At 71.2% G+C, this 26,451-nt stretch carries 30 protein-coding genes and 2 pseudogenes; 15 read left to right on the top strand and 17 right to left on the bottom strand.

Features of this window, described 5'->3' with window-relative positions:
* Positions 1-111 precede the first annotated feature (111 nt).
* The gene (locus tag KME66_RS23230; RefSeq protein ID WP_216325530.1) at positions 112-696 is read left to right on the top strand and encodes a hypothetical protein; all 585 of its coding nucleotides are present in this window, start codon (positions 112-114) and stop codon (positions 694-696) included.
* Here KME66_RS23230 and KME66_RS23225 read toward each other — a convergent pair.
* Entirely contained in the window at positions 656-1,291 is a 636-nt protein-coding gene (locus KME66_RS23225) for an ABATE domain-containing protein (RefSeq protein ID WP_253208453.1), read from the bottom strand. The genes KME66_RS23230 and KME66_RS23225 overlap by 41 nt on opposite strands.
* Before the next feature lie 106 nt (positions 1,292-1,397).
* On the opposite strand from KME66_RS23225, the gene KME66_RS23220 reads away from it, so the two are divergent.
* Positions 1,398-2,594, top strand: coding sequence for an epoxide hydrolase family protein (locus tag KME66_RS23220; protein ID WP_073216486.1), 1,197 nt, complete (start codon positions 1,398-1,400; stop codon positions 2,592-2,594).
* A 100-nt stretch (positions 2,595-2,694) separates the two neighbouring features.
* Here KME66_RS23220 and KME66_RS23215 read toward each other — a convergent pair whose 3' ends face one another.
* The 3 genes from KME66_RS23215 to KME66_RS23205 all read right to left on the bottom strand — a co-directional run bounded on the left by KME66_RS23215 (position 2,695) and on the right by KME66_RS23205 (position 5,109).
* Positions 2,695-4,164, bottom strand: a complete 1,470-nt coding sequence (locus KME66_RS23215; protein ID WP_216325527.1) for a DUF4157 domain-containing protein — start codon at positions 4,162-4,164, stop codon at positions 2,695-2,697.
* Between the two features lie 268 nt (positions 4,165-4,432).
* On the bottom strand, positions 4,433-4,756 hold the full coding sequence (locus KME66_RS23210) for a hypothetical protein (protein WP_216325524.1): 324 nt from the start codon (positions 4,754-4,756) through the stop codon (positions 4,433-4,435).
* A 32-nt stretch (positions 4,757-4,788) separates the two neighbouring features.
* Positions 4,789-5,109 carry a hypothetical protein gene (locus KME66_RS23205; RefSeq protein ID WP_216325521.1) on the bottom strand — a complete coding sequence of 107 codons (321 nt, stop codon included), beginning with the start codon at positions 5,107-5,109 and terminating at the stop codon, positions 4,789-4,791.
* Positions 5,110-5,300: 191 nt separating this feature from the next.
* Here KME66_RS23205 and KME66_RS23200 point away from each other — a divergent pair, with 191 nt between their 5' ends.
* Both KME66_RS23200 and KME66_RS23195 read left to right on the top strand, forming a co-directional pair.
* Positions 5,301-6,125, top strand: a complete 825-nt coding sequence (locus KME66_RS23200) for a helix-turn-helix transcriptional regulator (protein ID WP_073216478.1) — start codon at positions 5,301-5,303, stop codon at positions 6,123-6,125.
* Entirely contained in the window at positions 6,112-6,336 is a 225-nt protein-coding gene (locus KME66_RS23195; RefSeq protein ID WP_216325518.1) for a DUF397 domain-containing protein, read from the top strand. Before KME66_RS23200 ends, KME66_RS23195 begins: the two co-directional genes overlap by 14 nt.
* Here KME66_RS23195 and KME66_RS23190 read toward each other — a convergent pair.
* Both KME66_RS23190 and KME66_RS23185 read right to left on the bottom strand, forming a co-directional pair.
* Positions 6,311-7,519 (bottom strand): aminotransferase class V-fold PLP-dependent enzyme, encoded by a 1,209-nt coding sequence (locus tag KME66_RS23190; protein ID WP_253208452.1) that lies wholly within the window; start codon positions 7,517-7,519, stop codon positions 6,311-6,313. The two genes, KME66_RS23195 and KME66_RS23190, sit on opposite strands and share 26 nt — an antisense overlap.
* 116 nt (positions 7,520-7,635) lie before the next feature.
* A complete protein-coding gene (locus KME66_RS23185; protein ID WP_073216469.1) occupies positions 7,636-8,331 on the bottom strand; it encodes a haloacid dehalogenase type II in 696 nt (231 codons plus the stop codon).
* Positions 8,332-8,650: 319 nt separating this feature from the next.
* Between KME66_RS23185 and KME66_RS23180 the strand changes: the two genes are divergently transcribed.
* Positions 8,651-9,196: a TetR/AcrR family transcriptional regulator gene (locus KME66_RS23180; RefSeq protein ID WP_073216467.1), complete on the top strand. Its 546-nt coding sequence runs from the start codon at positions 8,651-8,653 to the stop codon at positions 9,194-9,196.
* Between the two features lie 23 nt (positions 9,197-9,219).
* Here KME66_RS23180 and KME66_RS23175 read toward each other — a convergent pair whose 3' ends face one another.
* The 3 genes from KME66_RS23175 to KME66_RS23165 all read right to left on the bottom strand — a co-directional run bounded on the left by KME66_RS23175 (position 9,220) and on the right by KME66_RS23165 (position 11,954).
* Positions 9,220-10,683, bottom strand: coding sequence for a helix-turn-helix domain-containing protein (locus KME66_RS23175; RefSeq protein ID WP_079185526.1), 1,464 nt, complete (start codon positions 10,681-10,683; stop codon positions 9,220-9,222).
* A 72-nt stretch (positions 10,684-10,755) separates the two neighbouring features.
* Entirely contained in the window at positions 10,756-11,331 is a 576-nt protein-coding gene (locus KME66_RS23170; RefSeq protein ID WP_073216463.1) for a hypothetical protein, read from the bottom strand.
* 11 nt (positions 11,332-11,342) lie between these two features.
* A complete protein-coding gene (locus KME66_RS23165) occupies positions 11,343-11,954 on the bottom strand; it encodes a class II aldolase/adducin family protein (RefSeq protein ID WP_216325514.1) in 612 nt (203 codons plus the stop codon).
* A gap of 518 nt (positions 11,955-12,472) precedes the next feature.
* On the opposite strand from KME66_RS23165, the gene KME66_RS23160 reads away from it, so the two are divergent.
* The 7 genes from KME66_RS23160 (at position 12,473) to KME66_RS34450 (ending at position 18,845) form a co-directional block, all read left to right on the top strand.
* The gene (locus KME66_RS23160; protein ID WP_216325511.1) at positions 12,473-13,459 is read left to right on the top strand and encodes a class I SAM-dependent methyltransferase; all 987 of its coding nucleotides are present in this window, start codon (positions 12,473-12,475) and stop codon (positions 13,457-13,459) included.
* A 78-nt stretch (positions 13,460-13,537) separates the two neighbouring features.
* Positions 13,538-14,536: a PLP-dependent cysteine synthase family protein gene (locus KME66_RS23155; protein WP_073216453.1), complete on the top strand. Its 999-nt coding sequence runs from the start codon at positions 13,538-13,540 to the stop codon at positions 14,534-14,536.
* The gene (locus tag KME66_RS23150; RefSeq protein WP_216325508.1) at positions 14,536-15,543 is read left to right on the top strand and encodes a DMT family transporter; all 1,008 of its coding nucleotides are present in this window, start codon (positions 14,536-14,538) and stop codon (positions 15,541-15,543) included. Before KME66_RS23155 ends, KME66_RS23150 begins: the two co-directional genes overlap by 1 nt.
* A 67-nt stretch (positions 15,544-15,610) precedes the next feature.
* Positions 15,611-16,258 carry a class I SAM-dependent methyltransferase gene (locus KME66_RS23145; protein ID WP_216325504.1) on the top strand — a complete coding sequence of 216 codons (648 nt, stop codon included), beginning with the start codon at positions 15,611-15,613 and terminating at the stop codon, positions 16,256-16,258.
* A gap of 44 nt (positions 16,259-16,302) precedes the next feature.
* The gene (gene metK, locus KME66_RS23140; protein WP_073216443.1) at positions 16,303-17,514 is read left to right on the top strand and encodes a methionine adenosyltransferase; all 1,212 of its coding nucleotides are present in this window, start codon (positions 16,303-16,305) and stop codon (positions 17,512-17,514) included.
* Positions 17,515-17,650: 136 nt separating this feature from the next.
* Entirely contained in the window at positions 17,651-18,625 is a 975-nt protein-coding gene (locus KME66_RS23135) for a carbohydrate kinase family protein (RefSeq protein ID WP_216325501.1), read from the top strand.
* Between the two features lie 94 nt (positions 18,626-18,719).
* Positions 18,720-18,845, top strand: a complete 126-nt coding sequence (locus KME66_RS34450; RefSeq protein WP_301184502.1) for a hypothetical protein — start codon at positions 18,720-18,722, stop codon at positions 18,843-18,845.
* 93 nt (positions 18,846-18,938) lie between these two features.
* On the opposite strand, the gene KME66_RS23130 is transcribed toward KME66_RS34450, so the two are convergent.
* Positions 18,939-19,592 (bottom strand): peptidoglycan recognition family protein, encoded by a 654-nt coding sequence (locus KME66_RS23130; protein WP_216325498.1) that lies wholly within the window; start codon positions 19,590-19,592, stop codon positions 18,939-18,941.
* 95 nt (positions 19,593-19,687) lie between these two features.
* On the bottom strand, positions 19,688-20,569 hold the full coding sequence (locus KME66_RS23125; protein WP_216329570.1) for a lysozyme: 882 nt from the start codon (positions 20,567-20,569) through the stop codon (positions 19,688-19,690).
* Positions 20,570-20,815: 246 nt separating this feature from the next.
* Here KME66_RS23125 and KME66_RS34115 point away from each other — a divergent pair.
* Positions 20,816-21,119: pseudogene (locus KME66_RS34115) on the top strand (VOC family protein); the annotation flags it as partial.
* 54 nt (positions 21,120-21,173) lie between these two features.
* Here the strand turns inward: KME66_RS34115 and KME66_RS23120 are convergent.
* Complete coding sequence (locus KME66_RS23120) at positions 21,174-21,440, bottom strand: hypothetical protein (RefSeq protein WP_216325494.1); 267 nt, start codon at positions 21,438-21,440, stop codon at positions 21,174-21,176.
* A 428-nt stretch (positions 21,441-21,868) separates the two neighbouring features.
* On the opposite strand from KME66_RS23120, the gene KME66_RS23115 reads away from it, so the two are divergent.
* Entirely contained in the window at positions 21,869-22,210 is a 342-nt protein-coding gene (locus tag KME66_RS23115) for an RNHCP domain-containing protein (RefSeq protein ID WP_032765128.1), read from the top strand.
* 22 nt (positions 22,211-22,232) lie between these two features.
* Complete coding sequence (locus tag KME66_RS23110; RefSeq protein ID WP_216325491.1) at positions 22,233-22,652, top strand: RNHCP domain-containing protein; 420 nt, start codon at positions 22,233-22,235, stop codon at positions 22,650-22,652.
* An 80-nt stretch (positions 22,653-22,732) separates the two neighbouring features.
* On the opposite strand, the pseudogene KME66_RS23105 reads toward KME66_RS23110, so the two are convergent.
* The 5 genes and pseudogenes from KME66_RS23105 to KME66_RS23085 form a co-directional block, all read right to left on the bottom strand.
* Positions 22,733-22,813: pseudogene (locus KME66_RS23105) on the bottom strand (DUF664 domain-containing protein); the annotation flags it as partial.
* Between the two features lie 195 nt (positions 22,814-23,008).
* Positions 23,009-23,845, bottom strand: coding sequence for a sugar phosphate isomerase/epimerase (locus KME66_RS23100; RefSeq protein ID WP_216325488.1), 837 nt, complete (start codon positions 23,843-23,845; stop codon positions 23,009-23,011).
* A complete protein-coding gene (locus KME66_RS23095; protein WP_216325485.1) occupies positions 23,842-24,999 on the bottom strand; it encodes a dihydrodipicolinate synthase family protein in 1,158 nt (385 codons plus the stop codon). Before KME66_RS23095 ends, KME66_RS23100 begins: the two co-directional genes overlap by 4 nt.
* Positions 24,996-25,280 (bottom strand): hypothetical protein, encoded by a 285-nt coding sequence (locus tag KME66_RS23090; RefSeq protein WP_216325470.1) that lies wholly within the window; start codon positions 25,278-25,280, stop codon positions 24,996-24,998. Before KME66_RS23090 ends, KME66_RS23095 begins: the two co-directional genes overlap by 4 nt.
* Positions 25,277-26,428: a Gfo/Idh/MocA family protein gene (locus KME66_RS23085; RefSeq protein WP_216325467.1), complete on the bottom strand. Its 1,152-nt coding sequence runs from the start codon at positions 26,426-26,428 to the stop codon at positions 25,277-25,279. The genes KME66_RS23090 and KME66_RS23085 overlap by 4 nt, the downstream gene beginning before the upstream one ends.
* Positions 26,429-26,451 lie beyond the last annotated feature (23 nt).

The raw sequence follows: 26,451 nt of genomic DNA, 5'->3' as shown, positions 1-26,451 counted from the left end.
GGCTCCGTGCCGATCGGCGGATGGGATCGGGGGGCGGCGGAGAACGAGGCTTGAGCCGTTCGACCGACCAAAGGGTCAACGTAATTCCCCGCCAGAACAAGGGAGTCCACCATGTCCGGCACCGTGAGCAGTCCGAGGCGGCGGGACGGGCGCCCCGGCGTCCCCGCCGCCGGGGCGCCCGTCCCGTCCGCACCCCGGGTCCCTCGCTCCATCCGCCTCGCGGCGCACGCCGCCGCACTGACCCTGGTGCCGTCCGGGCTGTGGCGGATCGCCATCGCCCTGGGCTGGGACTCCGGGTTCACCGACGAGCACCTTCGCCCGGAGAACTTTCCCGGCGCCGAGTCCTTCTACCTCATCGGCCTCAGCCTGCTGGCCGAGGCGGTCGGCCTGCTCACCCTGGGCCTGATCCACCGATGGGGCGAGCAACTCCCTTACTGGGTACCGTTCCTGGGCGGCCGGAGGATCCCCGTCCCGGCGGCGGTGATCCCCGCCTCGACCGGCGCGGCGCTCGTCACCCTCATCACGGTCTCCGGCGCGTTCAACTGGAACGACGCGGACAACATGGGCGCCCCCGGATCCCCCGAAGGCGTGCACTACTGGGTGATGACCGCCTGCTATCTCCCGCTGCTGGCCTGGGGCCCGCTGCTCGCGGTGGTCACGGCTGCGTACTACCGCCGCCGGCGCCGGGAGCGCTGAGGCGGGTGCGGGACGCGGACCGGGGTCGGCGTGGGCCCTCGCCCCCGCCCCGGCCGGCGTTGAAGCGCGCCTTCTTCTGGCGGTTGCCACAGGTGTTCATGTCGCACCACCTCCGCGTACGGCTCCGGCTCGTGTCGAAGAAGGCGGCCCGGCAGGTCGGTGAGGCGCACAGGGCGAGTTTTCCGTCCCGTTCGCCCGAGATGACGTCGACCGCGTCGGCGGCGATCACGCCGAGGGCGTCCTCCACGGAGGCGGAGCCGAGCCGCCAGCGCCGCTCCCCCTCCGGCGTCAGGATCGCCGCGGCCCGCCCTTCGACGCTGCGGTCGTCGATGATCTGGACCGCGGCGGCAGGCAGCGCCTCCCGGAGTGCGGCGGCCGTCGCGGCCGCGTGGATCGACTCCCGTAGCTCCCGGGCGAGTTCGAGCTGCTCGGGGGTGCAGGAGTCCACGGCGAGGCCGTACACCGCCAGCCAGTCGATGAGCCGGTGCGGAACGGGGATGCGCTCCACGGCGTGGCCGTGACGCTCCGACAGCGTCCCCGTGAAGCTCGTCGCCAGCACGTTGCCCAGGCGGAAATCAGGAAAGCCGGCACCCATGGAACCACCATAGCCGGTTGCGGGTGGTTCCGGAGGGCTGCTAGAACCGTCTAAGACGGTTCACGATGACGAGTCGGCTTCGACGCCCCGATCGCCAGGAGGTCCCATGCCCCGCCCGGCCACAGACGCACCCAGGATCAGCGGCCCGCGCGTTCACGCCTTCGAGAGCCGTACGACCGACGCCGACCTCGACGATCTGCGGGCCCGGCTGTCCACGGCCCGGCTGCCGGAGGCCGAGACCGTCCGGGGCGCCCCGCCCGGCCCCCGCCGATGGGACCAGGGCGTCCCGCTGGCCGACCTGGCGGATGTCGTTCAGTACTGGCGTACCGGATACGACTGGCGGGCGTGCGAGGAGCGCCTGAACCGCATGGGGCAGTTCCGTACGACCATCGACGGGCTGGGCATCCACTTCCTGCACCGCCCCTCCCGGCGCGCGGACGCCGTCCCGCTGCTCCTGACGCACGGCTGGCCGGGCAGTGTCGTCGAATTCCTGCACGTCATGGACGAGTTGGCCGATCCGAAGGATGAGGGGGCGCCGGCGTTCCATGTCGTGGCCCCGTCGCTGCCGGGCTTCGGTTATAGCGAGAAGCCGGCCACCACCGGGTGGGGTACGGAGAAGATCGCGGCGGCGTGGGCGGAGCTGATGGGGCGGCTCGGACACCGCCGGTTCCTGGCCCACGGCGGCGACTGGGGCGGCACCATCACCACGGTGCTGGGCGGCAGGTTCCCGGACCGCGTGCTCGGCGTCCACTCCACGTTCGCGCAGGCCCCGCCCGGCCTGACCACGGACGGGCTGACGGAGACCGAGCGCGGGTGGACCGAGGAGACCCGCGACTTCTGGAGCCGCCGCGCGGCGTACGCGAAGCAGCAGGCGACCCGGCCGCAGACCATCGGCTACGCGCTCGTCGACTCACCGGTCGGGCTGCTCGCCTGGATCCTGGACAAGTTCGCCGAGTGGTCGGACACCGAGGACAGCCCGTTCGAGACGATCTCCCGGGACCGCGTCCTCGACAACGTCACCCTGTACTGGCTGACGCGGACGGGCGCGTCGGCGGCCCGCATCTACTACGAGAGCCACGACTCGCTCGATCCCGGACTCCGGGTGGACGTCCCGTCGGCGGTCACCATGTATCCCCGCGACGTCGAGAAGACGCCACGCCCCTGGGCGCGGGAGCGGTACCGGAACATCGTCCGGTGGCGCTCGCCCGACGCCGGGGGCCATTTCCCGTCACTGGAGATGCCCGGCTTCTTCGTCGACGACCTGCGGGAGGGACTCGCGGCGGTGCTGGCGGCCCGGGAGTGAGGCGTGGGGGTGCACCCCGGGGATACGCCGGGGACGGCTGCCCGGGGGGTGAACCCCGTTCACACGCCGGTGGACGGCCCTCGTGGGAGCCGGGCGGTCGTCACCTGAAGGTCCGGCGGCCGGTCTCCCCTCGGAGGCCGCCCACGTTGATCGGCTGGAGGATGACCGTGATCGCCCCGGCGGAGAAGTGCCGCACCGGGCCGCCGGTGTTCCGCCCGTGGAAACTGTTCGGCAACGCCTGCCCGTTGGTCGGGTCCGTGCCCGACGTATACATGTCGACGATGCCCTCGTACCCCTGACGGGCCTTCGCGTCGTTGCCGTCCGCCGCCTGTTCCACGGTGATGCGGTCGTCGCCGTCCACCGCGACCACGGCCGCGACGTGGTAGGGCCAGCCGCTGGTGTTGGCGGGACGCTCGTAGTCCCCCTCCCACGCGGTCTCCACGATGGCGTACGCCTGGCCGGGTCCCGGCCGCTCCTCACCGTTCACGTGCGGGCCGTGCGGCCGGGCCGCCGCGTAGGCCTGGGCACCCTCCGCGTTCTCCCGGTCACCCAGGCCGAACTGTGCACCGCCCAAAGCGAATTCACTGGCATCCTGCCCGAGGGCCAGCCGCTGCTGATGCATGATCTCCTCGGCCGTGTGGGCACAGTCCGCGAGGAACGCCGTCGACGGCTCGTACTCCGCGTACGTACGCCCTCCGATGGCGCCGCTCTGCCCGGTCGGTGTGCAGTACCGGGGGGCGGGGGCACCCTCCGCGACCCAGATGACGGTGGTGTCCGCACCCGGCGTGAGCGGCATGAGGTAGAGGCCGTTCTCCGAGAGCCGCACGTTCCCCAACTCGTCGGTGGTGACCTCGGAGAAGCGCTGGACGGCCGTCGCGCCGGCACCGCGCGCCGCGTCCCGGACCGCCCCGTCCGCTTCCCGCTGTACGGGGGTGTCCCGGGAGCCCTGATCGCCCCGGTCGCCCTCCGCGCTCCGCTCGGGTGTCCTCCGCATCACCCGGACCGCGTTGGCCTCGGCCTCGCGCTCGAAGCGGTCGCCGGGGTCGGAGACGCTCAGCCCGGACCCGTTGTCCGTACCGGCGACCGGGCCCCGGCGCTGCTGGATGACGTGCGTCAGTTCGTGCGCGAGCGTGTGCTTGTCGCCGCCGCCGTCGCCGATGACGACGTGGTTGCCGGAGGTGTAGGCGCGGGCGCCGACCTCGGCGGCGGAGGCACGGGCGGCGGAGTCGGTGTGCAGGCGGACGTCGGAGAAGTCGGAGCCGAGCCGGGACTCCATCTCCTCGCGCAGCGGCGCGTCCAGCGGCCTGCCCGGCGCGCGCAGCACGTCGTGCACGGCGGAGCGCTGCACCGGTTCGCCCGTGGACTGTTGGTGACCGCAGTCGGGGCCGTGCCGGTGCCGGTCGCGCTGGAGCATGCGGAGGACGGCGGCGTTGCCGGTGGTGCGCTGGAGAGCGAGAAGCGCGTCGGGCACCCGGCCGCCCGGGGCCGCCTCCCCCGACTGCTGCTCGGCCGCACCCCTGGCGGTGCGGTGCGGCTCCTGCTCGTTCTCTCTCGACTCGTGCGCGCGCATGGACTTCCGCTCGTAGGGCTGTGCGACAGGACTGTGCTCCTCCTGCCTACCCGGTGCGACGGTTCCGGGTAAGGGCTGTACGGGACACGGCGCGGTGGCCCGCAGGGGCAACACGTCCGCCCGGCGGGCCCGGTGCATGCGCATCCGGGGCCCCCGTGCGGTCGGATGGCCACTCTCCCGCCGCGCCGAAGCGGGTCGACGGGCGCGAGGACGGTACGGGGGCCTCGGCCTGGGCTTCGGCTTCGGCTTCGGCGAGCCGACTACCGGCTCACGGAAGATCTCCGTCAGGTACACGCTCCTCGGTGCGCGGTTCGGGCCGGTCCGGCCGGAGCCCGTCGAGCCGCGAACCCCTGCTCTCCGCGACCCGCACGACCTGGTGCAGCGACTCGGTCAGCCGGCCGGCGAGGAAGCGGACCTGCTGCCCGGTGGACGCTTCGTCGGCCAGCAGGTCCGCTGCGTGGCCGAGCAGTTCGTCCGCCATGTCCAGTTGGATGCTCTCGACCTCGTCGGCCATCCGTGAGACGTAGCCGGTGCCGTCCCCGACGACGTAACAGGGCTTTCCGCCCGTGCCGGTCCACGGGAGCAGCCGCATCGCGGAAGCGTCGGTCCGGTCGCCGCCCAGCTTCACGCCGCGCCCCCGTTCACCCGGTTGAGGCGCACACCCTGGACGGCGATCAGCAGCGCCCCGCCCCGGATACGCCGCCGCCTCGCCTCGGCGTACTGCTCGGCCACACGCTTCTCGTGCGCCACGAAGTACGGGCGCACCAGAGGGCTGTCCTCACCGCGCGGCGGACGCTCACCGGTGCGGTGGGCGGTGGGCCCGCCGACGTAGGCGCAGGAGTAGGGGTAGAGGTACGGGTACGGGTCGAGCGGATGCCGTTGACGCCGTACAGCGGTCAGCAATCGCCGTACCGGCTTCAGGAGCCGGGCGATAGCGTGCTTCATGTCAGCCTGCTTTCTGGGGATGACCATGCCCCCGGGCCGGTTGCGTCGGCCGCGGGGGTCTCGCGGTTTCCTCGTTCGAGGGCGGCCACTTCTTTCCGTAGCGAACCCATCACAGAGTGGGGTCATCCGTCGCTACCCTGCCAGGGGGTCGGGGATGACAGCGCGTCCGTCAAGACGGGGAGTTGGAGCACATGGGCACGAGGCAGGGGCCGCGCACGCCGAGGCAGAAGTACGGCGAGGAACTGCGGCTGCGGCGCGTCGCGGCCGGGCTGACACAGGAGGCCCTGAGCGAGATGGTCGTCTGCTCGCCGACCCTCATCAGTCACTACGAGGCGGGGCGGCGGCTGCCGAGTCCGGAGGATGCACAGCGGATCGATCGGGCGTTGGGGACGGACGGGTTCTTCGAGCGTTGGCTGCGGGATCTGGAAACCAAGTTCAACGATCGCTTCGCAGCCGTGGCCGAGTTGGAGCAGCAGGCTGTACTCATCAAGCAGTTCGCACTGTCTCTCGTACCCGGCCTCTTGCAGACGGACGACTACGCCAGGGCTCTGTTCGAAGCGTATCGACCCAACTACCGCCGGGAAGAGATTGACAAAGACGTTGTCAGCCGAATCGAGCGTGCCCGCCTCCTCGATGGTCCGATGAATCCGGTGGTGTGGAGTCTGCTGGACGAGGCGGTACTACGGCGGCAGGTCGGTGGGCCTCTGGTGATGGCCGAGCAACTGAGGAAGGTTGCGGCTATGGCTGAGGCTGGACGGCTGAGGCTGCACGTGCTGCCGTTCGAGGCTGGGGCCCACTCCCTGCAAGAGAGTCTGCTGACACTGATGAGCTTCGAGGACTCAGCACCCGTCGCCTATGTGGAGGGCTTCCAGACGGGCAACCTCATGGACGATCCACGCTTGGTGGCGTCCAGCAGCGCAGCCTACGATCTCGCTCTGGGCAATGCGTTGTCCCATCAGGAGTCGGTGGCCCGCGTGCGGGCCGCAGCGGAGGAGCACGAACATGATCACCAGTAGGCGGAGCCTTGCGGACCCGTCCGCGCTCACGGGCTGGTTCAAGTCCAGCTACAGCGGCGGAAGCAACGGCGAGTGTCTTGAAGTCGCCCGCGGCCACGCCACCGTCCCCGTCCGCGACAGCAAGGCCGCCCATGGTCCGGCTGTGGTCTTCTCCGCCGACGGCTGGTCCTCGTTCGTCACCGCGCTCAAGAGCGGACGTCTCTCCGCCTGATCGCACGCGCGCCCGGGGCAAGTCCGGCGATGACCTCGACAGCACGGTCGATCTCGGCCTCGGTGTTGTAGTAATGCGGTGAGAGCCGCACCAGCGGGTGGACCCCCCGGTTCTCGGTGTCGAACTGGGACTGCACCGGGTTCGTGACGGTGACGTTGATGCCCTGCGCGGCCAGGGCGGCCGCGGTGTCGGCCGCGGCCATGCCGTCGACCTTGCAGGTGACGATGGCGCACCGCCGCGTGCCGAGATCGTGGGTGCTGACGCCGGGAACGGCGTCCAGTCCGTCGCGCAGACGGGCGCCGAGGGCGAAGGCGCGCCGCCCGATCTCGTCGATGCCGAGGTCCAGAGCCTGCTGGACGGCGGCGCCGAGACCCAGCGCGCCGGCGTAGCCGACCTCCCAGGTCTCGAAACGCCGGGCGCCGTCGTGCCAGGTGAATCCGCGCCCGCCGTCCCAGGTGGCCGAAGCCGTCTCCGCCACGTGCGGCTCCAGATCGCCGAGCATCTCCGGACGGACCCACAGGAAGCCCGTGCCGCGCGGGCCGCGCAGGAACTTGCGGCCCGTGGCGGTGAGCATGTCGCAGCCCACCTCCGCGACGTCCACCGGGAACTGCCCGACCGACTGGGTGGCGTCGAGGAGGAAGGGGACGCCTGCGGCACGCGTGACGCGTCCGATCTCGGCGACCGGGTTGACCAGACCGCCGCTGGTCGGCACGTGGGTGACGCCCACCAGCTTGCAGCGGTCGTCGATCAGGTCCGCCAGGGCGGTGGTGTCGAGCTGACCGGACGCGTCGTCGGGGACGACGACGATCTCGGCGCCGGTGCGCCGGGCCGTCTGGAGATAGGCCAGGACGTTGCTGCCGTACTCGGAGCGGCCGGTGAGGATGCGGTCGCCCGGCTTGAACTCCAACGAGTAGAACGCGGCGTTCCAGGCGTGGGTGGCGTTGTCGAAGAGCGCGATCTCGTCCGCCCGGCCGCCCACCAGCCGGGCGATGTGCTCGTGGACGGCATCGATCCGTTCGCGTTCCTGATCGGCGGCCTCGTAGCCGCCGATCGCGGCCTCCAGTTCCAGATGGGAGGTCATGGTCCGGAGCGTGCTCCGGGACAGCAGACCCGCGCCCGCGTTGTTGAGGTGGAGCCGGTTCGCGGTGCCCGGGGTGTCCCGGCGTAGCGTTTCGATGTCCATGCTCCCCATCCCGATTCCCCTCGGTGCGGCGCCCCGTCCGGTCTGCGGCCCCCGCGCGCCCTCCCAGTGGATCACGGCGCGGTCACCGCGGTCGAGGGCGCCGATCCGCCCACCCGCTACGCGAACGCGGCCATGTCGGCGGCGAGTTCCTCCAGGCTGTCCGCCCGCCAGTCGAAGGTGTCGGTGTCCTTCGGCGGGTCTCCCCCGGGGCGGTGCACATAGGCCGTGCGCATGCCCAGGGCCTGGGCGCCCCGGAGGTCCCAGGCGTGGGCGGCGATCATCACCGTACGGTCCGGCGGGCATGCCGCCGTGTCGAGGGCGAGCTGGTAGACCGCTTCCAGCGGCTTGAACGCGCGGGCGTCCTCCGCCGAGAGCGCCTGGTGCCAGCGCAGCCCGGTGTGGGCGTTGAGGCGGAGCAGATCCGCGCGGGCGGCGTTCGTGAGACCGATGACCGGGAAGAGGCGCGCGAGGGCGGCGAGGCCGGTGAGGGAGTCCTCCCAAGGGGCCAGGCGCTGGGAGGCCGTGGCGAGGCGCCGCAGGGCATCGGGGTCCGTGAGTCCGGCAGCACCGGCCATGCGCTCGACGGCCTCGCCGTCCAGGACCGTGGAGTTCGCGTAGGGCCGCTCGCCGTTCGCGATACGGCGCTGTTCACGGGCGACGTGCTCCTCCCAGTCGGCGAGGAGCCGGTCGGCGCCCGCCTCGTCCGCGGAGGGCAGCGCTTCGCGGATCGCGGCCCGCAGCCCGCCCGGCTGATCGACCATGGTGCCGAGGACGTCGAAGACGGCGACCTCGATCCTGCTTACGGGAGTCATCGACTCGCCCCTCCTCCGTACCGGGCGCCGCGCCGTGCGGTCACCCGTCCCCGGCAGGCTGGCCTGTCGACGGGCGCGGAGACGTGATAGGACCAGTCGAGGGCGTGTCGGCGGTGGAGGAGGCACGGCCGGGGCGTTCCGCTGCCCGGGGCCGGGTCCGCGAAGGGCCTGCGCCGAGGTACCCGCGTTCGATTTCCTGCCCTGCGGACGCTATCGCCTGTATACCGCTGGGTGTACCGTTGGGCGGGTGACCATCAGCAGTGAAACCGACGTGACAAGGACAAAACGCCGGGGTGCGAACCGTCTGACGCCCGCCGGTGTGAGGGTTCTCGAAACGGCCTCCCGGCTCTTCTACGACCTCGGGATCCGGGCCGTCGGCGTGGAGGCGATCGCGGAGCAGGCGGGTGTCACGAAGAAGACGCTCTACGACTGTTTCGGCTCCAAGGACGATCTCATCGTCGCTTACCTCCGGGCACGGGACGGCCTGTGGAGGTCCATGCTCGTGAAGTACGTCAACGGCCACGAGGGGCCGCCGGGGCAGCGGATTCTGGCCACTTTCGGCGCACTGCAGGAGTGGTCGGACGAGCGGAACAAGCGGGGCTGCGCGTTCATCAACGCGTCCGTGGAACTGGCTGAGGACCACCCGGCCCGGGATGTCGCGCGGCAGCAGAAGGCGTGGTTCCTCGGCTTCCTGGAGGACCTCGCGCGGGAAGGCGGCGCCCAGGCGCCCGCCGATCTGGCCGCCCAGGTGCTCATCCTGCACGAAGGGGCCTGCATCGCGGATCCGATGGGCTCGGTCGACCATGCCGTGCGCCGCGCGGAAGAGGTGGCGGCCGTTCTCATCGAGCGGTCGCTCGCCGCTTGACGCCAGGCACCGGGATGAGCGCTTCAGGCGACGAGAGCCGCCTCGGCTCTCGGGGGCGTCCTGGCGATCATCCCGGGCTCGCACGCTCTGGTGCCGCTCTCTGATCCGGCCTGATCGGTGAGACGCCCCCTGGCCCGGCCCTCCCGCCGCGCGGCCGGGGTTCCGCCGTCCAACCGCCGGGCGAGGTCCGCCGCGTAGGCGCGCAGGAGATCGTGCATCAGATAGTGCCGCTCGCCCTGCTGCCGGATCAGATGAGCGCTCGCCAGGTCGCTCAGCAGCCTCACGGCCTCGGCATCGCTGACCCCGGCGGTGACCGCGGTCGCCTCGACGTCGATCACCTGGCCGGGCAGCGCCCCCAGGAGCCGGAAGATCCGTGCGCTCGGCTCGTCGAGAGCCCGGTAGGACGTGTCGAACGTCCGGCGCAGGGTCACGTCCCCTTCGGCGAGGGCCAGCCGGGCCTCCTCCGCCTTGAGCTCCGCGGCCAGCCGGTCCGCGCTGGTGTGCTGGCAGCTCACGATGGTCTCCGCCGCCAGCACCAGGGCCAGGGGCAGCCGCCCGCACCGTTCCGCCAGCACCGACAGCGCGGCCGGGTCGGCGTCCGCGCGGGCGTCCCCGATCATGGCACGGAGCAGCGTGGCGGCCTCCGGGCGGCGGAGTTCCGTCACCGGCAGGGTGGCCGCGTCGACCCTGGACAGCAGACCGGGCAGCCGCGAACGGCTGGTCACCACGACGGCGCTGCCCGGCGATCCGGGCAGCAGGTGGTGTACCTGCTGCGCGTCGGCGGCGTTGTCCAGGACCAGGAGGACCTCGCGCCCGTGCAGATAGGAGCGGAAGGCGGCGGCCCGCTGATGCAGGTCGGACGGCAGCCTCTCGCCGGGCACGCCCACCGCGTGGAGCAGATGCCCCAGGACGTCGAACGGGTCGGCGGCCTCTCCCGGCTCGGGGCCTTCGAGGTCGACGAACAGCTGCCCGTCGGCGAAACGGCCCTCACAGACCGCCTGGTGTGCCCACTGGACGGCCAGGGCGGTCTTGCCGACGCCCGGCGGACCGTTGATCACCACGACGGGCACGGCGAGGGACTGTTCGCCCTCCAGCCACTGGCTCAGCTGCTTCAGATGACGCTGCCTCCCCGCGAAGAAGCGTTTGGCCGAAGGGAGCTGGGCCGGATGAACCCATCCGGCGCTCGGCCGGGAGGCGGCTTCGAGCGCCGTCGCGATGGCGGTGAATCTGCCCCCGGAGGCCAGCACCCGGTCGCAGGCGGCCCCGAGAGCCACCGACGGCGTGCGCTTGCCGTTCTCCACCTTGCTGAGGTGGCCCCGGTTGAAGTGCGCCAGGGTGGCGAACTGGGTGAGCGAGAGCCCGCGCCGCTCGCGGTGGGCCCGGAGCAGGTTGCCGAACGTCCCGGGCGAGGCGGTACCGCCCCAACGGTCCGGGCCGCTCGGTTCCGGCCGGCTTGCCGCTCCGTCCTGCACTGAATTCCGTAACACTGCGAACTCCCTGAAGTCGCGTGACCGCGCGGCGCTTCCGAGCGGCGCAGGTCGGCCGGGTGGTACTGCCGCTCAGGGCAGCTCCAGCAGATCGTCGAGCGTCGGGAACCGGGCGGCGATGTCGCCCGGCTGGAATCGGAGACCGGGCCGGTCGCGCGCCCGGAGGAAGCGGATGGACGTGTAGCGGGGGGCCGCTCCGGCATCGAACCAGTGGCCCGTACGGCTGGGCACCGAGAGGAGGTCCCCGGGCGTGCAGACCAGTGCGTACACCCGGCCCGCGGCGTGGAGGTAGTGACAGCCGATTCCCGCCACCAGGAAACGCACCATGTCCTCCTCGTGCAGATGCTGCCGACGGAACTTCTCGCGGTTCGCCGCCGCCCGTCGCAGCTCGGGACCGGCCGGGGCGGGGGTGAGCCGTCTGATGTCGACCGTCCGGTAGCCGTTCTCGGCGCTCACATGGCCGATATGGCTCCGGTAGGCGCTCAGGATGGTGGCGTCGTCCGCGTCGACGGGAATCCGGCGGGCGGCGCGCCATCGTGAGAAGCGCACCCCGATCCGCAGCAGTTGGACGCGCACGACCTCCGGGTCCTCCGACCGCAGCTGGACCTCGCCGGGGTCGCGGGCCGCCATGACCTGTAACAACGTCATGAGGCCTCCCCTCAGCGCCCGCGGCCCTCGGCCCCCTCCGGGCCGGAGGCGGGCGCCGGCGGCAGGGCGCGGCCGATCTCCCTGATCCGCTCCAGTCCCGACAGCGCCTCGTCCGTGCTCGGGCCCCACGTGAAGACGGCCGAGCCGCCGAGCAGCACGGCGGCCACGGGGGCTGAGGGGACGATGAGCTTCTCCAGGCCGGCCACCGCGTCACTCCCGGACGCGCTCCTCTCGCCGGGGGCGATCGTGAGCACGGCCGCATCGACGGAACGGGCCGCGCCGACCGCCTCCGCGAGCGCGACCGTGGCGGGTTCACGGGTGTGGATCACGGCGCCGCCGCCCGGAAGCTGCCGATGGATCGCGAGATGTACCGGGGTCTCGGGGGGCGGCCAGGCGATCTCCCCGAGCAGCGGCAGCCCCTCCTCCGGGTCGATCAGCACGGCGGTCCGGTCGGTCCCGGGCCCCTCGTCGCCGTCGGCCGAGATGACGACGGCCTCATCCGATCGGAGCGAGGCACAGCCGGAAGCCCGCCCCTGCGGATCGGACCGGTCCAGCAACCGACAGGCGAGCAACACCAGTTCACGGTGCCGTTCGACTTCCTCGTGGACCCGTACGGGCTTCACGGACTCTCCCTCGCTGTCATGGCGGTGATGTCCAGGGACCGTTCAGGCGCCTGGCCCGGGACCGTTCACGTGCCTGGCCCGGGACCGGGCCGGTACGCGTGTCTCCCCAGGAGCGGGGAGAGGAAGCTATACCGACCGGTATAGATACAGGCTAGGGAGTCGCTTCTCAACGTGTCAATGGCGCCCCGGGAGGTGGCCGGAAGGACCCCCTCCGGCCGATCCGCCCGAGCCCCGCGCCCTTGGCGCGCGGAAAGCGCAGATGCGGGCGCCCGGGACGAACAGCGCTCCGCAGCCACGGAATGGCTCTGCTTTCCGGCGGTTCGGTGATGCTGCTGTTGCCAGTCGAGTGGCAACAGCAGCGATCTGTACACGGATTCCGGTGCGGTGCAAAAGTGAACACGCCTTCTCGGGAGGAGCAACGTCTCGCAGGGGCGCTGTCCGGTGCACCGTCCAATTCTCCGGGTGCCGGCCGTAATTCTTTGTACCAGCAGAGATTTCGCCAGTCGCAGGAGGCTGAGATGGGTTCACGTACCACCACCACGGAACTGGTCGTTTCCCCGAGCGAGTTCTTCCAGATCGGAGAGACACAACGGATCAAGCCGTCCGTGGAGATCACGCTGTCGGATCATTCCTATCTTCCGAAGGCGGACGATCCGCGAGCGGACTGGGTCGCCAGCGTCGCCGTACCCGCCTTCAAGACCCTCGCCCAGATGGGCTTCCTCGCGCCGAAGTTCTGCACCGTCGGCACCGGGGCCGGCCTCGACGTCCTGGCCGCCGTGGAGATCCTCCGCTCGCGGTCGGTGGGCTTCACGGACCTGCACGAGGACGTGCTGGAGCACGCGCGGCGGAACATACGCGGCAACCTCCTCGCCCAGGACATCGAACTGACGGGGGCCGCCGGGGACATCCTCGCGCCGCTCGCCGGCAAGGTCGCCCAGGTGGACGTCGTCTACGAGAACCTTCCCAACATCCCCATGGCGGGCGCCGACGACCTCGACGACGGCCAGACGAGTTCGACGTTCATCGAGGAGCGGAGCGAGGAGGTCCCCGGCTTCGCCGAGAAGAACCTCGTCACCCTGCACTACCTCGCGCTGCAGCAGGCACACCCGATCCTCCGGGTCGGGGGCCGGGTCCTCTCGTCGATCGGGGCGCGCGTCCCGCTGTCGGAGATCCTGGCGCTGTCCAGTGCCGCCGGATACAACGGCAGCATCCTGACCTACACCTGGAAGATCCAGTCCGAACCCCTGGACGTCGTCGGCGGCTACGCCCGGTGGGAGCGTGAAGGGCTCGGGCCGTTCCACTTCTACCCGGTCGACGTCCTGCGCGAGGTCTTCGCCGGCCTCACGGCCGCGGCCGCAGGTGCGCAGGCCCTCCAGCTGGAGAAGGAACTCGCGCCTCACGCGATATCGGCGGCGGACGCCCTCGCCCGGGTGGAAAGGGGCGAGAAGGTCGGCCACACCGTGGCCATCCTCGACTCCGTGAAAATACCGGACTCCGCTCTCTGATCCCGGAGCGCAGCGACCGACCGCTCACCGGCCCGATATCCCGTCACCTTCCCGACGCCGCTGATGTAAGGAATCGGAATGCATGTTCAGTCGGTCATCGGCAGAACACCTCTGGTGGAACTGACCACATTCGACGTTCCCCCCGGCGTTCGCCTCTTCGCCAAGCTCGAATTCCTCAATCCGGGCGGCAGCATCAAGGACCGCATCGTCCGTCACATACTCGCCGACGCCGAGCGGCGCGGCCTGCTCCGACCGGGCGGGACGATCGTCGAGAACACCTCGGGGAACACCGGTGCGGCCATCGCGATGATGGCGGCCGCACGCGGATACCGCGCCGTCCTCACCATGCCGGACAAGGTCAGCGACGAGAAGCGGGACGCCCTGCGTGCCATGGGGGCCGAGGTCGTCGTCTGCCCGACCTCGGCCGCACCCGGCTCGGCGAAGCACTACGTGACCTGCGCCCGGCGCATCCACGCCGAGACACCGGGTTCGTTCATGCTGAACCAGTACGACAACCCGCTCAACTCCGAGGCCCACTTCCTTTCTACGGGTCCGGAGATCTGGGAGGCGCTCGGCGACTCCGTGACGGCGTTCGTGGCCTCGGGCAGCACCGGCGGGACGATCTCCGGGGTCTCCCGCTTCCTCAAGGAGCGGAAACCGGACATCACCTCGGTGCTGCTGGACCCGGTCGGCTCCGTCTACCACCGCTACTTCCACGACGGGGTGGTCGATCCCGGCGAGATCGCCCCGTACTTCGTCGAGGGCGTCGGCGAGGACCACCTGGCCGAGTGCATGGACTTCTCGCTCATCGACGACGTCATGCGGTTCACCGACGCCGACGCCTTCGCCGCATGCCATCACCTGGCGCGGCGCGAGGGCCTCGTCTGCGGTGGGACGGCCGGCGCCAACGTCTGGGGCGCCGTGCGCGTGGCCCGCTCGCTGGAGGGACCGGCCACCGTCGTCACCGTGCTCCCGGACAGCGGGAGCAAGTACATGTCGAAGATCTACAACCCGAACTGGCTGAAGGCGAACGGATTCAGCTCCGGGGACACATCCGAACGGAAAAGCGCTCTGTAATGGGAAGCACGCCGAAGAACGTCATCGCCGCACTGACGGCAGCACTCCTGTGGGCTTTCGCCTTCGTGGCCCCGGCCGCTGTGCAGCCCGCGAGTGAACTGCTCCTGGTCACGGGACGCTACTCCCTTTTCGGGCTGTGCGGACTCTACATCCTGTGGCGGGGCCGTAAACAGCTGAAACTGATGCCCCCGCGGAGGGTCTTCTTCGGGCTGTGGATCGGTTTCGTCGGCTACTTCATCTTCTACGTCTGCGTCTCGTACTCGGCGACCATGGACAGCGGATTCATCACGGCCGTCGTCGTCGGGTCGTCGCCGATCACCATCGCCGTGGCCGGGAACTTCGCGGAGAAGCGCATGCCCTGGCGCGAGCTCATCGCTCCCGTGGTCCTGATCGTCCTGGGTCTGGGACTGCTCAGTGTCTCCGACCTCATCTCGGGAAAGGACCTCGAAGCCGCCAACGACTCGTTCTTCGCGATTCTGCTCGCCATCGGCGCCATGCTGACCTGGTCCTACTTCGTGGTCCGCAACGCCCAGTCGCAGCGCACCTGGGAGACCAAGCCCGATCCCACCCTCTGGGCCGGACTCGTGGCCATGGGGGCCGGCGGCGCCTCGATGGTGCTGCTGCCCTTCGCCATCGCCTCGACCCCTCCGGAGACGTTCGAACCGTATCCGCTGTTCAAGATCGTCGCGTGGTGTGTGTTCCTCGGGGTCATCGCCTCGTGGTGGGGGACCCTGATCTGGGTGAAGGCCGCACAGGGGATTCCCGTCCCCCTCGTCGGCCCGCTGCTCGCCACGGAGACCATCTTCGGAGCCATCCTCAGCCTTCCCGTGGAAAACCGCCTGCCCACCTGGTCGGAAGTGACCGGAGCCCTGTTCGTCCTCGCGGGCATCGCCGTCTACATGCTCTTCGACGTGAAGAACTCCCGGCTCCGCGTCCAGGGCGGCGGGAACACGGAAGGCGGCGGCGAAAGAAAGGCGGACGCTTCAGAAGTACCTGCCCCTACCTGAAGGAATGCCGGCGGACGTGACCACCGTGCACACGTCCGCCGGCCCGGCCCGACAGAGAGGTAATTCCATGAGCAGCTCCTTCACGAACATCAAGCAGTCGCACGTCTTCTTCGAGGACGCCCCCGGGCTGAAGAACTACTACGAGAACTGGGCGGCGGGCTACGACGCCGACCTCGCCGACCAGAAGTGGATCGCGCCGAGGGTCGCCGCGAATTTCGTGCACCTGCTCGCCTCCGCCTACGGAACACCCCGGACCGAGATATTCGACGCCGGCTGCGGCACCGGGCTCGTCGGCAGCGTCCTCCAGACGCTGGGCACGTACGAGATCGACGGCGTCGACCTCTCCGAGAACATGGCCGCCGAGGCGCGCAAGACCAACGCCTACCGCAAGGTCTACGGCGGCGTGGACCTCTCCGTGCCGGAGCGGGACGAGCGGCTGTCCCAGTACGGCATCGTGGTCAGCAGCGGGGTCTTCACCCTCGGCCACGTCCGGCCGCCCGCGCTGCTCACCCTGATCGAGTACGCCACGCCCGGCGGGCTGATCCTGGTCTCCACGCGAGGCTCCTACGCCACGGAGACCGGCTTCGAGGAGTTCGCACGGTCCCCGGAGGTCACCGCGCGGGCCACGCTCCGGTTCACCATGCCGGACGCCGGTTACATCGCCGAAGAGGGGGCCGACTACTGGGTGTTCCGCAAGAACACCTCCACGTCGTAACGGCCGGCGCCACCACCCCCATCCGCCACACCTCTGGAGCGCCCATGTCCCGCACCCTCTTCACCTCGGAGTCCGTGACCGAGGGGCACCCTGACAAGATCGCCGACCAGATAAGCGACACCATCCTCGACGCACTGCTCAGCCGCGACCCCGCCGCCCGTGTCGCGGTGGAGACGCTGATCACCACCGGCCAGGTCCATGTCGCGGGCGAGGTGTCGACCACCGCCTACGTCGACATCGCGCACCTGGTGCGGCAGAAGATCCTCGACATCGGGTACGACTCGTCCGCCAAGGGCTTCGACGGGGCGTCCTGCGGTGTGTCGGTGTCGATCGGCGCCCAGTCGCCGGACATCGCGCAGGGCGTCGACACCGCGTACGAGAGGAGGGTGGGGGGCCAGGGGGACGCACTCGGTGATCAGGGCGCGGGCGACCAGGGCCTGATGTTCGGATACGCGACCGTCGAGACGCCCAGCCTCATGCCGCTCCCGATCGAACTGGCCCACCGCCTCTCCCGGAGGCTGACGGAGGTCCGCAAGAACGGCACCGTCTCCTACCTGAGACCGGACGGGAAGACCCAGGTCACCGTCGAGTACGTCGGGAGCCGCCCGGTCCGGCTCGACACCGTGGTGGTCTCCTCGCAGCACGCGGGCGACGTCGACCTGGACGGCCTGCTCGCCCCCGACATCCGCGAGCACGTCGTCGAGCACGTCCTGACCGGGCTGGCGCAGGACGGCATCAAGCTGGAGACGGACGAGTACCGTCTCCTGATCAACCCGACCGGCCGTTTCGAGACAGGGGGGCCGATGGGGGACGCGGGCCTCACCGGACGCAAGATCATCATCGATACGTACGGGGGCATGGCCCGTCACGGCGGCGGCGCGTTCTCCGGCAAGGACCCCTCCAAGGTGGACCGTTCAGCGGCCTACGCGACGCGCTGGGTCGCCAAGAACGTCGTCGCCGCAGGTCTCGCCGCGCGCTGCGAGGTCCAGGTCGCCTACGCCATCGGCAAGGCCGAGCCGGTGGGGCTGCTGGTCGAGACCTTCGGCACGAACACGGTCGCCGTGTCCAGGATCGAGTCGGCCGTCCGGCAGGTCTTCGACCTCCGTCCGGCCGCGATCATCCGGGATCTCGACCTGCTGCGGCCCATCTACGCCCGGACCGCCGCCTACGGCCACTTCGGCCGTGAGCTGGAGGAGTTCACCTGGGAACGCACCGACCGCGCCGACGCCCTGCGGGCCGCGGTCGCGGCGGGCTGAGGACCACCCGGACCAGGTCCCCGGGCGTTCGGCGGGCGGTGCGCGGCTTCCTCCGGGCCGCGCACCGCCCGCCGGCGCCGCACCCCCTCCCCCGTGCCGCGTCCACCACCGGCCACAGCTTCGAGGAGCGCCGTCCATGCGTATCGCCGTCACCGGGTCCATCGCGACCGACCATCTGCTGACCTTTCCCGGCCGCTTCGCCGAACAGCTGCTCAAGGAACAGCTGGAGCGGGTGTCCCTGTCGTTCCTCGCCGACGCCCTTGAGGTGCGCAGGGGTGGCGTCGGCGCCAACATCTGCTTCGGCCTGGGCCTGCTGGGACTGGAGCCGGCTCTCGTGGGCGCCGCGGGGGCGGACTTCGCGGAGTACGACGCCTGGCTGCGGTCGCACGGCGTGGACACCTCCGCCGTCCGGGTCAGCGAGTCCCTGCACACCGCGCGGTTCGTCTGCACCACCGACGAGGACCAGAACCAGATCGCCACGTTCTACGCGGGGGCCATGGCCGAAGCCCGCCGGATCGATCTGGCCGCTCTCCGGAACCGGCCCGACCTGGTGCTCGTCGGCGCCGACGACCCCGAGGCCATGCTCCGGCACACCGCCGCCGCGCACCGCCTGGGCATCCCGGTGGCGGCCGATCCCTCCCAGCAGCTGGCCCGCCTCGACCGCGACCAGGCCCGTCAACTGGTCGACGGGGCCCGGTGGCTGTTCACCAACGCATACGAGCAGGCCCTGCTCGTCGAACGCACCGGGTGGTCCAGGGCCGACCTCCTTCGCCGGGTCGGCACCTGGATCACGACCTTGGGCGCGGACGGGGTCGCCCTGGCCGGTGAAGGCGCACCCGCCCTCCGGGTCCCGGCCGTGCCCGCGGAGCGGATCGCCGATCCCACGGGGGCGGGAGACGCCTTCCGCTCCGGCTTCCTCGCCGGTACGGCCTGGGGGTGGCCGCAGGAACAGGCGGCGCGCCTGGGCTGCGCGCTGGCCACCACGGTGCTCGAAGCGATCGGCACCCAGGAGTACGAGCTGACCCCGGCCGAGCTGACAGCGCGTATGGAGCGCGCCTACGGCCCCGATGCGGCGCGCATCGCGGAACCACGGCTCGCCGGACTCGCCTGACGCCTCGCCAGAATGTTGCTATACAGGTATGTATAGTTGATGTCAGGAGCCTTCCCGTAGCCCGGACCGGGCCACAACCTCAGGGAGATGCCTGATGCGGACGCTGCTTCACAAGGCCTGGAACCTGTTGCGGGACATCGCGTACGGCGTCAACGCGGGGCATGCCATCAGACTGGGGCTGAAAGTCCCCGTCAACAGGCGGTGCGAGACGTCGTCCTGACGGGCCGACGCCATCGAGAGGCAGCACCGGAGGCACGGGCCGGCCGCACGGGACCGTGCGCACCCGGACGCGACGCGACGCGCTTCCCGCCGCTCACCCCATGCTCGCCGCGACCTCGCTCCGGAGCTGCGGCAGCCTGTCGTGCAGGACGCCCGGACAGAGGGTGTCACCGAAGTCCTTGTGCCCGTAGAGGCGGCTGGGCGCGATGCCGTACTGCTCGCAGACGTACGCGCAGAGGGTCACCAGGACCTCCCACTGGGCCCGGGGCGGCTGCGCGCCGTCGTGGTACGCGCCCTCGTTGGCGATGCCGATGGCCTGGTCGTTCTGGCCGGACGTGTGGGCGCCGAGGACGAAGTCGCCGCCGCCGCGCAGGGTGCTGAGGCTGCGGTGGCGGCCCTCGGTGATCCAGCCGCCCCGGCTGACGAGGAAGTGGTAGCCCGTGTCGGTCCACCCGTTCTCGTCCATGTGGAGGTCCTGGACCCAGTGGGCGTGACGGTGGGCCTGGGCGCGGGAGACGTCGGAGGTGTTCGCGCTGACCGTGTGGTGCACGATGATCTTCGTCGGCCGTTTCCCGACCAGGCTCACCGGGGTCCGCGGCGGGCGGGCCCGCCACTGCGCCGTACCGTCGATGTCGGGTTCGACGGCGTCGGCGCCGAGGGCGTGGGCCGCGCCCGGTAAGGCGGCTGCGGCCAGGCCGCCGGCACCGGCGAGCAGGATGCGGCGGCGGGACGGCTGCGGAAGGTTCACGGCGGGCTCCTGGTGTGAGGGGGTGGGCACACGGTGGGGGCGGTGGCCGGGTGGGCCGTCGCCGGGCTCACCCGGCCACCGCACGGGCGGGCAGGCTACGGCGTGTTGTTGGCGAGGGCCTGGAGCCGCGCGAAGCTGCCGTTGAACTTGTTGCGGTCCACGTCACCGGAGACTCCGGCGACCCGGCCGGTGGCCGTGTACTGCCAGATCGTCCAGGTGGGGAAGCCGGCGGGGACCGCCGGGCTGGCGGTGCCCCAGTGGGCCACCCAGAGCGGGGACTTGGCGGACATGCCGGTCCAGCCGCCGGTACAGGTGTTCCACCAGCCGGCCGTGGTGTAGATGACGACGTCCCGGGTGGTACGCGCCTTGTACGTGTTGTAGAAGTCGTTGATCCACGTCCGCATCTGGGTCGTGGAGAGGCCGTAGCACATGGCGCCGTACGGGTTGTGCTCGATGTCCAGCACACCGGGCAGGGTCCTGCCGTCCTTCGACCACCCTCCGCCGTTGCTCGCGAAGTAGCCCGCCTGCGTGGCCCCGTTGGAGACGTTCGGGCGGGCGAAGTGGTACGCGCCCCGGATCAGGCCGGCGTTGTAGGAGCCGGTGTAGTTGGCGTTGAACCGGCTGTCCTTGTAGGACGTGCCCTCGGTGGCCTTCATGTAGGCGAAGTCGATGCCCGCGGCCTTCACCGAACCCCAGTTGATCGCCCCCTGCCAGTGGGAGACGTCGATGCCCTGGACACCGCTGGTGTCCATCGGCGTGATCCCGGCGGCTGCCGAGGACGCGGGGCCCTGCTCGATGCGGGTGCCCACTCCCATCCACGCGTGTCCGGGCCGGACGGGCTCGTCGGGTGAGGGCGGCGCGGCGGCGGCCGTGCCGGTTCCGGTCAGGAGCAGCGCCACGGCGCTGACGAGCGCACCGGCCAGCAGGGCGCCTCTGGGTCTCTGGAGTCGGCGGGACGGAGAACGGTACGCGAGCACGGCCACCTCCGGGCACGTTGACGAGGACGGGATGCGCACGGCACGGCATCCGAGCGGCATCGCGTTGATGCCATGCACATGTCATGAGTAACGCACGGGCCCGGAAAGGCGTAAAGGGACCTTTTGGTCTAGACCTATGCCGCCGCCCTTCACCTGCGAAAACGTGCCGGAACGGCGAGAATTTTCATTTCTGAAGGCCGCGGGTGCCGCTGACCAAGGTATTCAAATTTGACTACAGTGCCGCGCATGACCGAGACGACGGTCCCGATGCTTCCCTGCCGGACCTCTCTGCTCGACTCCGTGATCGCCTTCTGCACCGCTCTCGGCTTCACCACGGTCCACCTGCAGAGAAGCCCGTACGCACGCCGTCGTCGAGCGAGGCTCGGTCCATCTCCAGCTGTACGGGATGGAGGAGTACGACCCCGCGTCCTCCCACTCCGGGTGCTCCATCCGCACCGAGGACGTGGACGGCCTGCACGCGGCGTTCCGCTCGGGGCTCAAGGCGGCCTACGGTCGCGTCCCGGCACGGGGGCTGCCGCGCATCGGGCCTCGGCCAAGGATGCGCCGGCCAGGCCGGCGGAGCTGCGGGGCTGAGCCGCCCGGCTCAGACGGTCCGCGTCAGCTTCTTCGCCGTGCTGCAGTGGACGCCCCGCCCATGCCGCCACAGCTGCACGGCCGTGAGGGCGAACAGGGCCGTGAACGCGAGCAGGAACAGGCCGGCGACCCCGGCCTGCCGACCGCCCGGATCCCCGTCGGCCTGGAGGACGAGAACCAGCAGGGAGATGAGCATCCCGCCGAGGTAGACCGGCCGGATCCGCCGCAACTGCCGTACGGCTCGGGGTGCGAGAGCGACACGCTTCGAGGTGGCCATGTGCGCCGGATACCCCACGTTCGGCCGGCCAGTCACCCGGGCACCCGTTCGCGCCGGCCGCCGCACGTAATTCGGTGGCCCGTCCCCCGGCCCCCTTGTTACGGTGCTCGCTCCTCGACCGCAGGTTCCGACCGCGGGTGACCTCTGGGCGTGAGCCCTGGAAAGCAGTTGACGTATGCCCCGGACCGTGACTCCGAGCCTCCCTCGCCGCACCTGTGGTGCCGGGGTGACCGGGCCCGGGTGTCCGCGGCCGCCGTACGCGACCGACTGCTGACCCCGCACGGCCGGCTGCCGTCGCGCAGCCGTCCGGCCCCGCTCCCCGTACGCCCCCGACGCGAGGGGTGCTCGGTACTTCCCTGCTGCTTCGTTCCTCATCTTCGGCAAGGAGTATCCGGGTGTCTCACGACAACCCCCAGCACCGCTCAGCCATGTCCTCCCTGGACACCTTCACCTGCGTCCGCTGCGGACTGACCGTCGCCGCGTACGCGCCCGACGGCAGCCGGCGCAACCACTGCCCCAGCTGCCTGCACTCGCAGCACCTCGTCGACCACGTCGAGGGCGGCCGCTCCGACTGCGAGGGCCGGATGACCCCGATCTCCATCGCGGTGCTGCGCACCGGCGACTGGATGGTCGTCCACCGCTGCACCCGGTGCGACGAGCTGACCTCGAACCCCGTCTGCGGGGACGACAACCAGCTGATCCTGATGCGGATGGCCGTACGTCCACTGGCCCAGCCGCCGTTCCCGCTCGAAGCCTTCGGTGACCTGTGAACCGGGCGGAAGGGAGGCTCCGATGACGCGACGCAAGCCCCGTCGGGGATCAGGCCGGCGTCCGCAGCGGGCGAAGGACGTGCTGCACGGACCGGCCGGGGCGCGTGGTGACGCGTTCCGGTGCGTCGGCTGCCGGCTCGACGTCCCGCTCGCGGCACCGGGCACCGCGCACCGCAATCACTGCCCGTCCTGCCTGGTCAGCCTGCATGTGGACGGGCGGGTGCCGGGTGACCGGGCGGCGGGGTGCCGTGGACGGATGGCGCCCCTGAGCCTGTCGGTGCGGCAGGACGGGGAGTGGATGCTCATCCACCACTGCCTCGCGTGCGGGCGGCTCAGCGCCAACCGCATCGCGGGCGACGACAACGCGCTGGCGCTCGTCCGGCTGGCGCTGCGGCCGCTCGCGGACGCGGAGATCCCCGTGCGGGCGATGCTCGCACTGTGATCCCGGGGGCCGTCCGGCAACCGCCGGGCGGCCCCCGTTCCGCCCTGCCCTTCAGGCCGCCCCGGGTCCGGCCCGCCAGGTCACCCCGGGTCCTCGCCCGTCAGGCCGTCGACCGACTCGCGGATGAGGTCGGCGTGGCCGACGTGGCGGGCGTACTCCTCGCCGTGCGATGCCGGCCGGGACAGCGAAATGGGGCCCGGCCTCGCGGCCGGACCCCCTCGCTTTCCCCTCCCGTCGGGCCTTCCCGTTCCCCCCGGACCCCTCCCCGGAAGTCCCGACGCCATGTGTGACCCGGGAGGGTACGCAAAGGTTGCAGCCCTTTACCATCTCTTTACCTACGGCCGCGTGCGGGGCTCTCAGCAGGCATGTCGCAGATAGCGTTCCACCACTTCCGCCAGGGCTTCTGCCCCGTCGCGGGCCCACAGCGCCTCGTTGAAGATCTCCACCTCGATCGGCCCCTCGAAGCCGGCGGACTCCACCTCGCGGCGGAACGCCCGGAAGTCCACACTTCCGTCGCCCAGTTGCCCCCGGCCCAGCAGGACGCCCGCCGGGAGCGGGGTGATCCAGTCAGCCAGCTGGAAGGAGTGGATGCGGCCGGCCCGGCCCGCGCGGGCGATCTGCGCGGGCGCCGCGTCGTCCCACCAGAGGTGGTAGGTGTCCACGACCACGCCGACCTGTCCGGCCGGGAAGCGTTCCGCGAGGTCCAGGGCCTGGGCGAGGGTGGAGACCACGCAGCGGTCGGCCGCGTACATCGGGTGGAGCGGCTCGATCGCCAGGCGCACGCCGCGTTCGGCGGCGTAGGGGGCGAGGACCGCCAGCGCCTCGGCCACCCGCTCACGGGCGCCGTGCAGATCGCGGCTGCCGGGCGGGAGGCCGCCGGAGACCAGGACCAGGGTGTCGGTGGACAGGGCGGCCGCCTCGTCGATCGCCGCCCGGTTGTCGTCCAGGGCGCGGGCGCGCTCCGCGGGGTCGAGGGCGGTGAAGAAGCCGCCCCGGCAGAGGCTGGTGACGGTGAGCCCGGCGCCGGCGAGGAGCCGTGCCGTGCGCTCGACGCCGTACGCCCGCACCGGGGCCCGCCACAGACCGACCTGGCCGACGCCCGCCGCGACGCAGCCCGCCGCCAGCTCCGGCAGCGACCACTGCTTGACGGTCTCCTGGTTGATGCTCAGACGTGCCAGGCCGTCGTCGGTCATCGTGCGCCTCCGTGGACCGCGAGCAGCGCGCGCATGCGGTGGGCGGCCAGGCCGGGATCGGGGAACAGACCGAGACCGTCGGCCAGTTCGTAGGCTCGCGCCAGATGCGGCAGCGAACGGGCCGACTGGAGTCCGCCCACCATCGTGAAGTGGTCCTGGTGGCCGGCCAGCCAGGCCAGGAACACCACACCCGTCTTGTAGAAGCGGGTGGGCCGCCGGAAGAGATGGCGGGACAGCTCGACCGTGGGATCGAGAAGGGCCCGGAAGCCGTCCGCATCCCCCGTGTCCAGCACCCGCACCGCGTGCGCCGCCAGCGGTCCCAGCGGATCGAAGATGCCCAACAGAGCATGACTGAAGCCGCGTTCGTCCCCCGCGATCAGCTCCGGATAGTTGAAGTCGTCGCCCGTGTAGCAGCGCACCCCGCCCGGGAGGCGGCGACGGACGTCGATCTCGCGGGCCGCGTCCAGGAGGGAGATCTTGATGCCGTCGACCTTGTCCGGGTGTTCGGCGACGACCTTGAGGAAGGTGTCCGTGGCCCCGTCGAGGCCGCTGTCGCCCCAGTAGCCCTCCAGAGCCGGGTCGAACATCGGGCCCAGCCAGTGCAGGATCACCGGTTCCGACGCCTGGCGCAGGAGATGGGCGTACGTGGCGAGGTAGTCCTCGGGCCCCCGGGCGGCGCGGGCCAGGGCGCGCGAGGCCATGAGGATCGGCTGCACGCCGTGCTCCTCGGCGAGCGCGAGCTGCTCCTCGTACGCTGCCGCGACCTCGGCCAGGGTGGGTGCGGGACCGTCGGGCAGCTGGTCGGTGCCGACGCCGCAGGCGATCCGGCCGCCCACCGCTTTCGCCTCGGCGGCCGAGCGGCGGATCAGTTCGGCCGCGCCCGGCCAGTCCAGGCCCATCCCGCGCTGGGCGGTGTCCATGGCCTCCGCGACGCCGAGGCCGTGCGCCCAGAGGTGGCGACGGAAGGCGAGCGTGGACTCCCAGTCGACGGCCGCCGGGTCGTCCGGGCCGATGTCCGCGTACGGGTCCGCGACCACGTGCGCCGCCGAGAAGACCGTACGGGAGGAGGGGGCCCCGGCGCCGGGCGGCAGATCGAGGGGAGTCGCGCGGGGGGTGTAGGGCCCCTGCGGGAGGTGGATCGTGGTGGTCGTCATGACAGCGGCTCCGGGGTGTCGCGCCGGGCGGTCGCGTACCGGAGTGGGTCCGCGTCGGTGCGCCGGGCGGTCGCGTACGGCAGTGGCTCCATGTCCGTGGGTCGGGCGGTCGCGTACGGCAGTGGCGGCGCGTTGGTGCGCCGGGCGGCCGCGCACCGGAGTGGCTCCATGTCCGTGGGTCGGGTGGTCGCGAACGGCAGTGGCTCCGCGCCCGTGCGCCGGGCGGTCGCGAACGGCAGTGGCTCCGCGTCGGTACGCCACGCCGTCGGGCGGTGCGTCACAGCGTCAGCTCCGGGATGCCGAGGCGGCGGCCCTCGGCGGACGACTTCAGCCCGAGTTCCGCCAGTTGGACGCCCCGGGCCCCGGCCAGCAGGTCCCAGGTGTACGGCGCGTCCTGGACCACGTGGCGCAGGAACAGCTCCCACTGGGCCTTGAAGCCGTTGTCGAACTCCTGGTTGTCCGGGATCTCCTGCCACTGGTCGCGGAACGACTCGGTGACCGGGAGGTCCGGGTTCCAGACCGGCTTCGGGGTCGACGAGCGGTGCTGGACACGGCAGTTGCGCAGGCCCGCGACGGCCGAGCCGTGCGTCCCGTCGACCTGGAACTCGACCAGCTCGTCGCGGTTGACCCGAACCGTCCAGGAGGAGTTGATCTGCGCGACGGCCCCGCCCGCCAGCTCGAAGATGCCGTACGCGGCGTCGTCGGCGGTCGCCTCGTACGGTGTGCCCCGCTCGTCCCAGCGCCGCGGAACATGCGTCCTGACCTGCGCCGTCACAGAGGTCACCCGGCCGAACAGCTCATGGAGCACATACTCCCAGTGCGGGAACATGTCGACGACGATGCCGCCGCCGTCCTCCGCCCGGTAGTTCCACGAGGGGCGCTGCGCCTCCTGCCAGTCGCCCTCGAAGACCCAGTAGCCGAACTCCCCCCGCACGGACAGGATCTCGCCGAAGAAGCCGCCGTCGATCAGGCGCTTCAGCTTGCGCAGGCCCGGCAGGAAGATCTTGTCCTGGACGACACCGTGCTTGATGCCGGCGTCGCGCGCGACCCGGGCCAGGTCGAGGGCCCCCTCGACGTCCGTGGCGGTCGGCTTCTCGGTGTAGACGTGCTTGCCCGCCGCGATCGCCTTCTTGACGGCCTCCACCCGGGCCGAGGTGACCTGGGCGTCGAAGTAGATCTCGACCGACTCGTCCGCCAGCACCGCGTCCAGGTCCGTCGACCACTCGGTCAGACCGTGGCGCTCGGCGAGTTCCTCCAGGGCGTGGGCGCGCCGGCCGACGAGCACGGGCTCGGGCCACACCACCTCGCCGTCGCCGAGATCCAGGCCCCCCTGTTCGCGGATCGCCAGGATCGAGCGCACCAGGTGCTGCCGGTACCCCATGCGTCCCGTGACGCCGTTCATGGCGATGCGCACTGTCCTGCGTGTCACGAAAGTCCCTCCGTAAAGTCGTA

Source organism: Streptomyces sp. YPW6 (assembly GCF_018866325.1).
In the GTDB taxonomy this organism is placed as follows: domain Bacteria; phylum Actinomycetota; class Actinomycetes; order Streptomycetales; family Streptomycetaceae; genus Streptomyces.
Note: the sequence above shows the minus strand (reverse complement) of the source record. Positions and strands in the feature narration are given on the sequence as shown.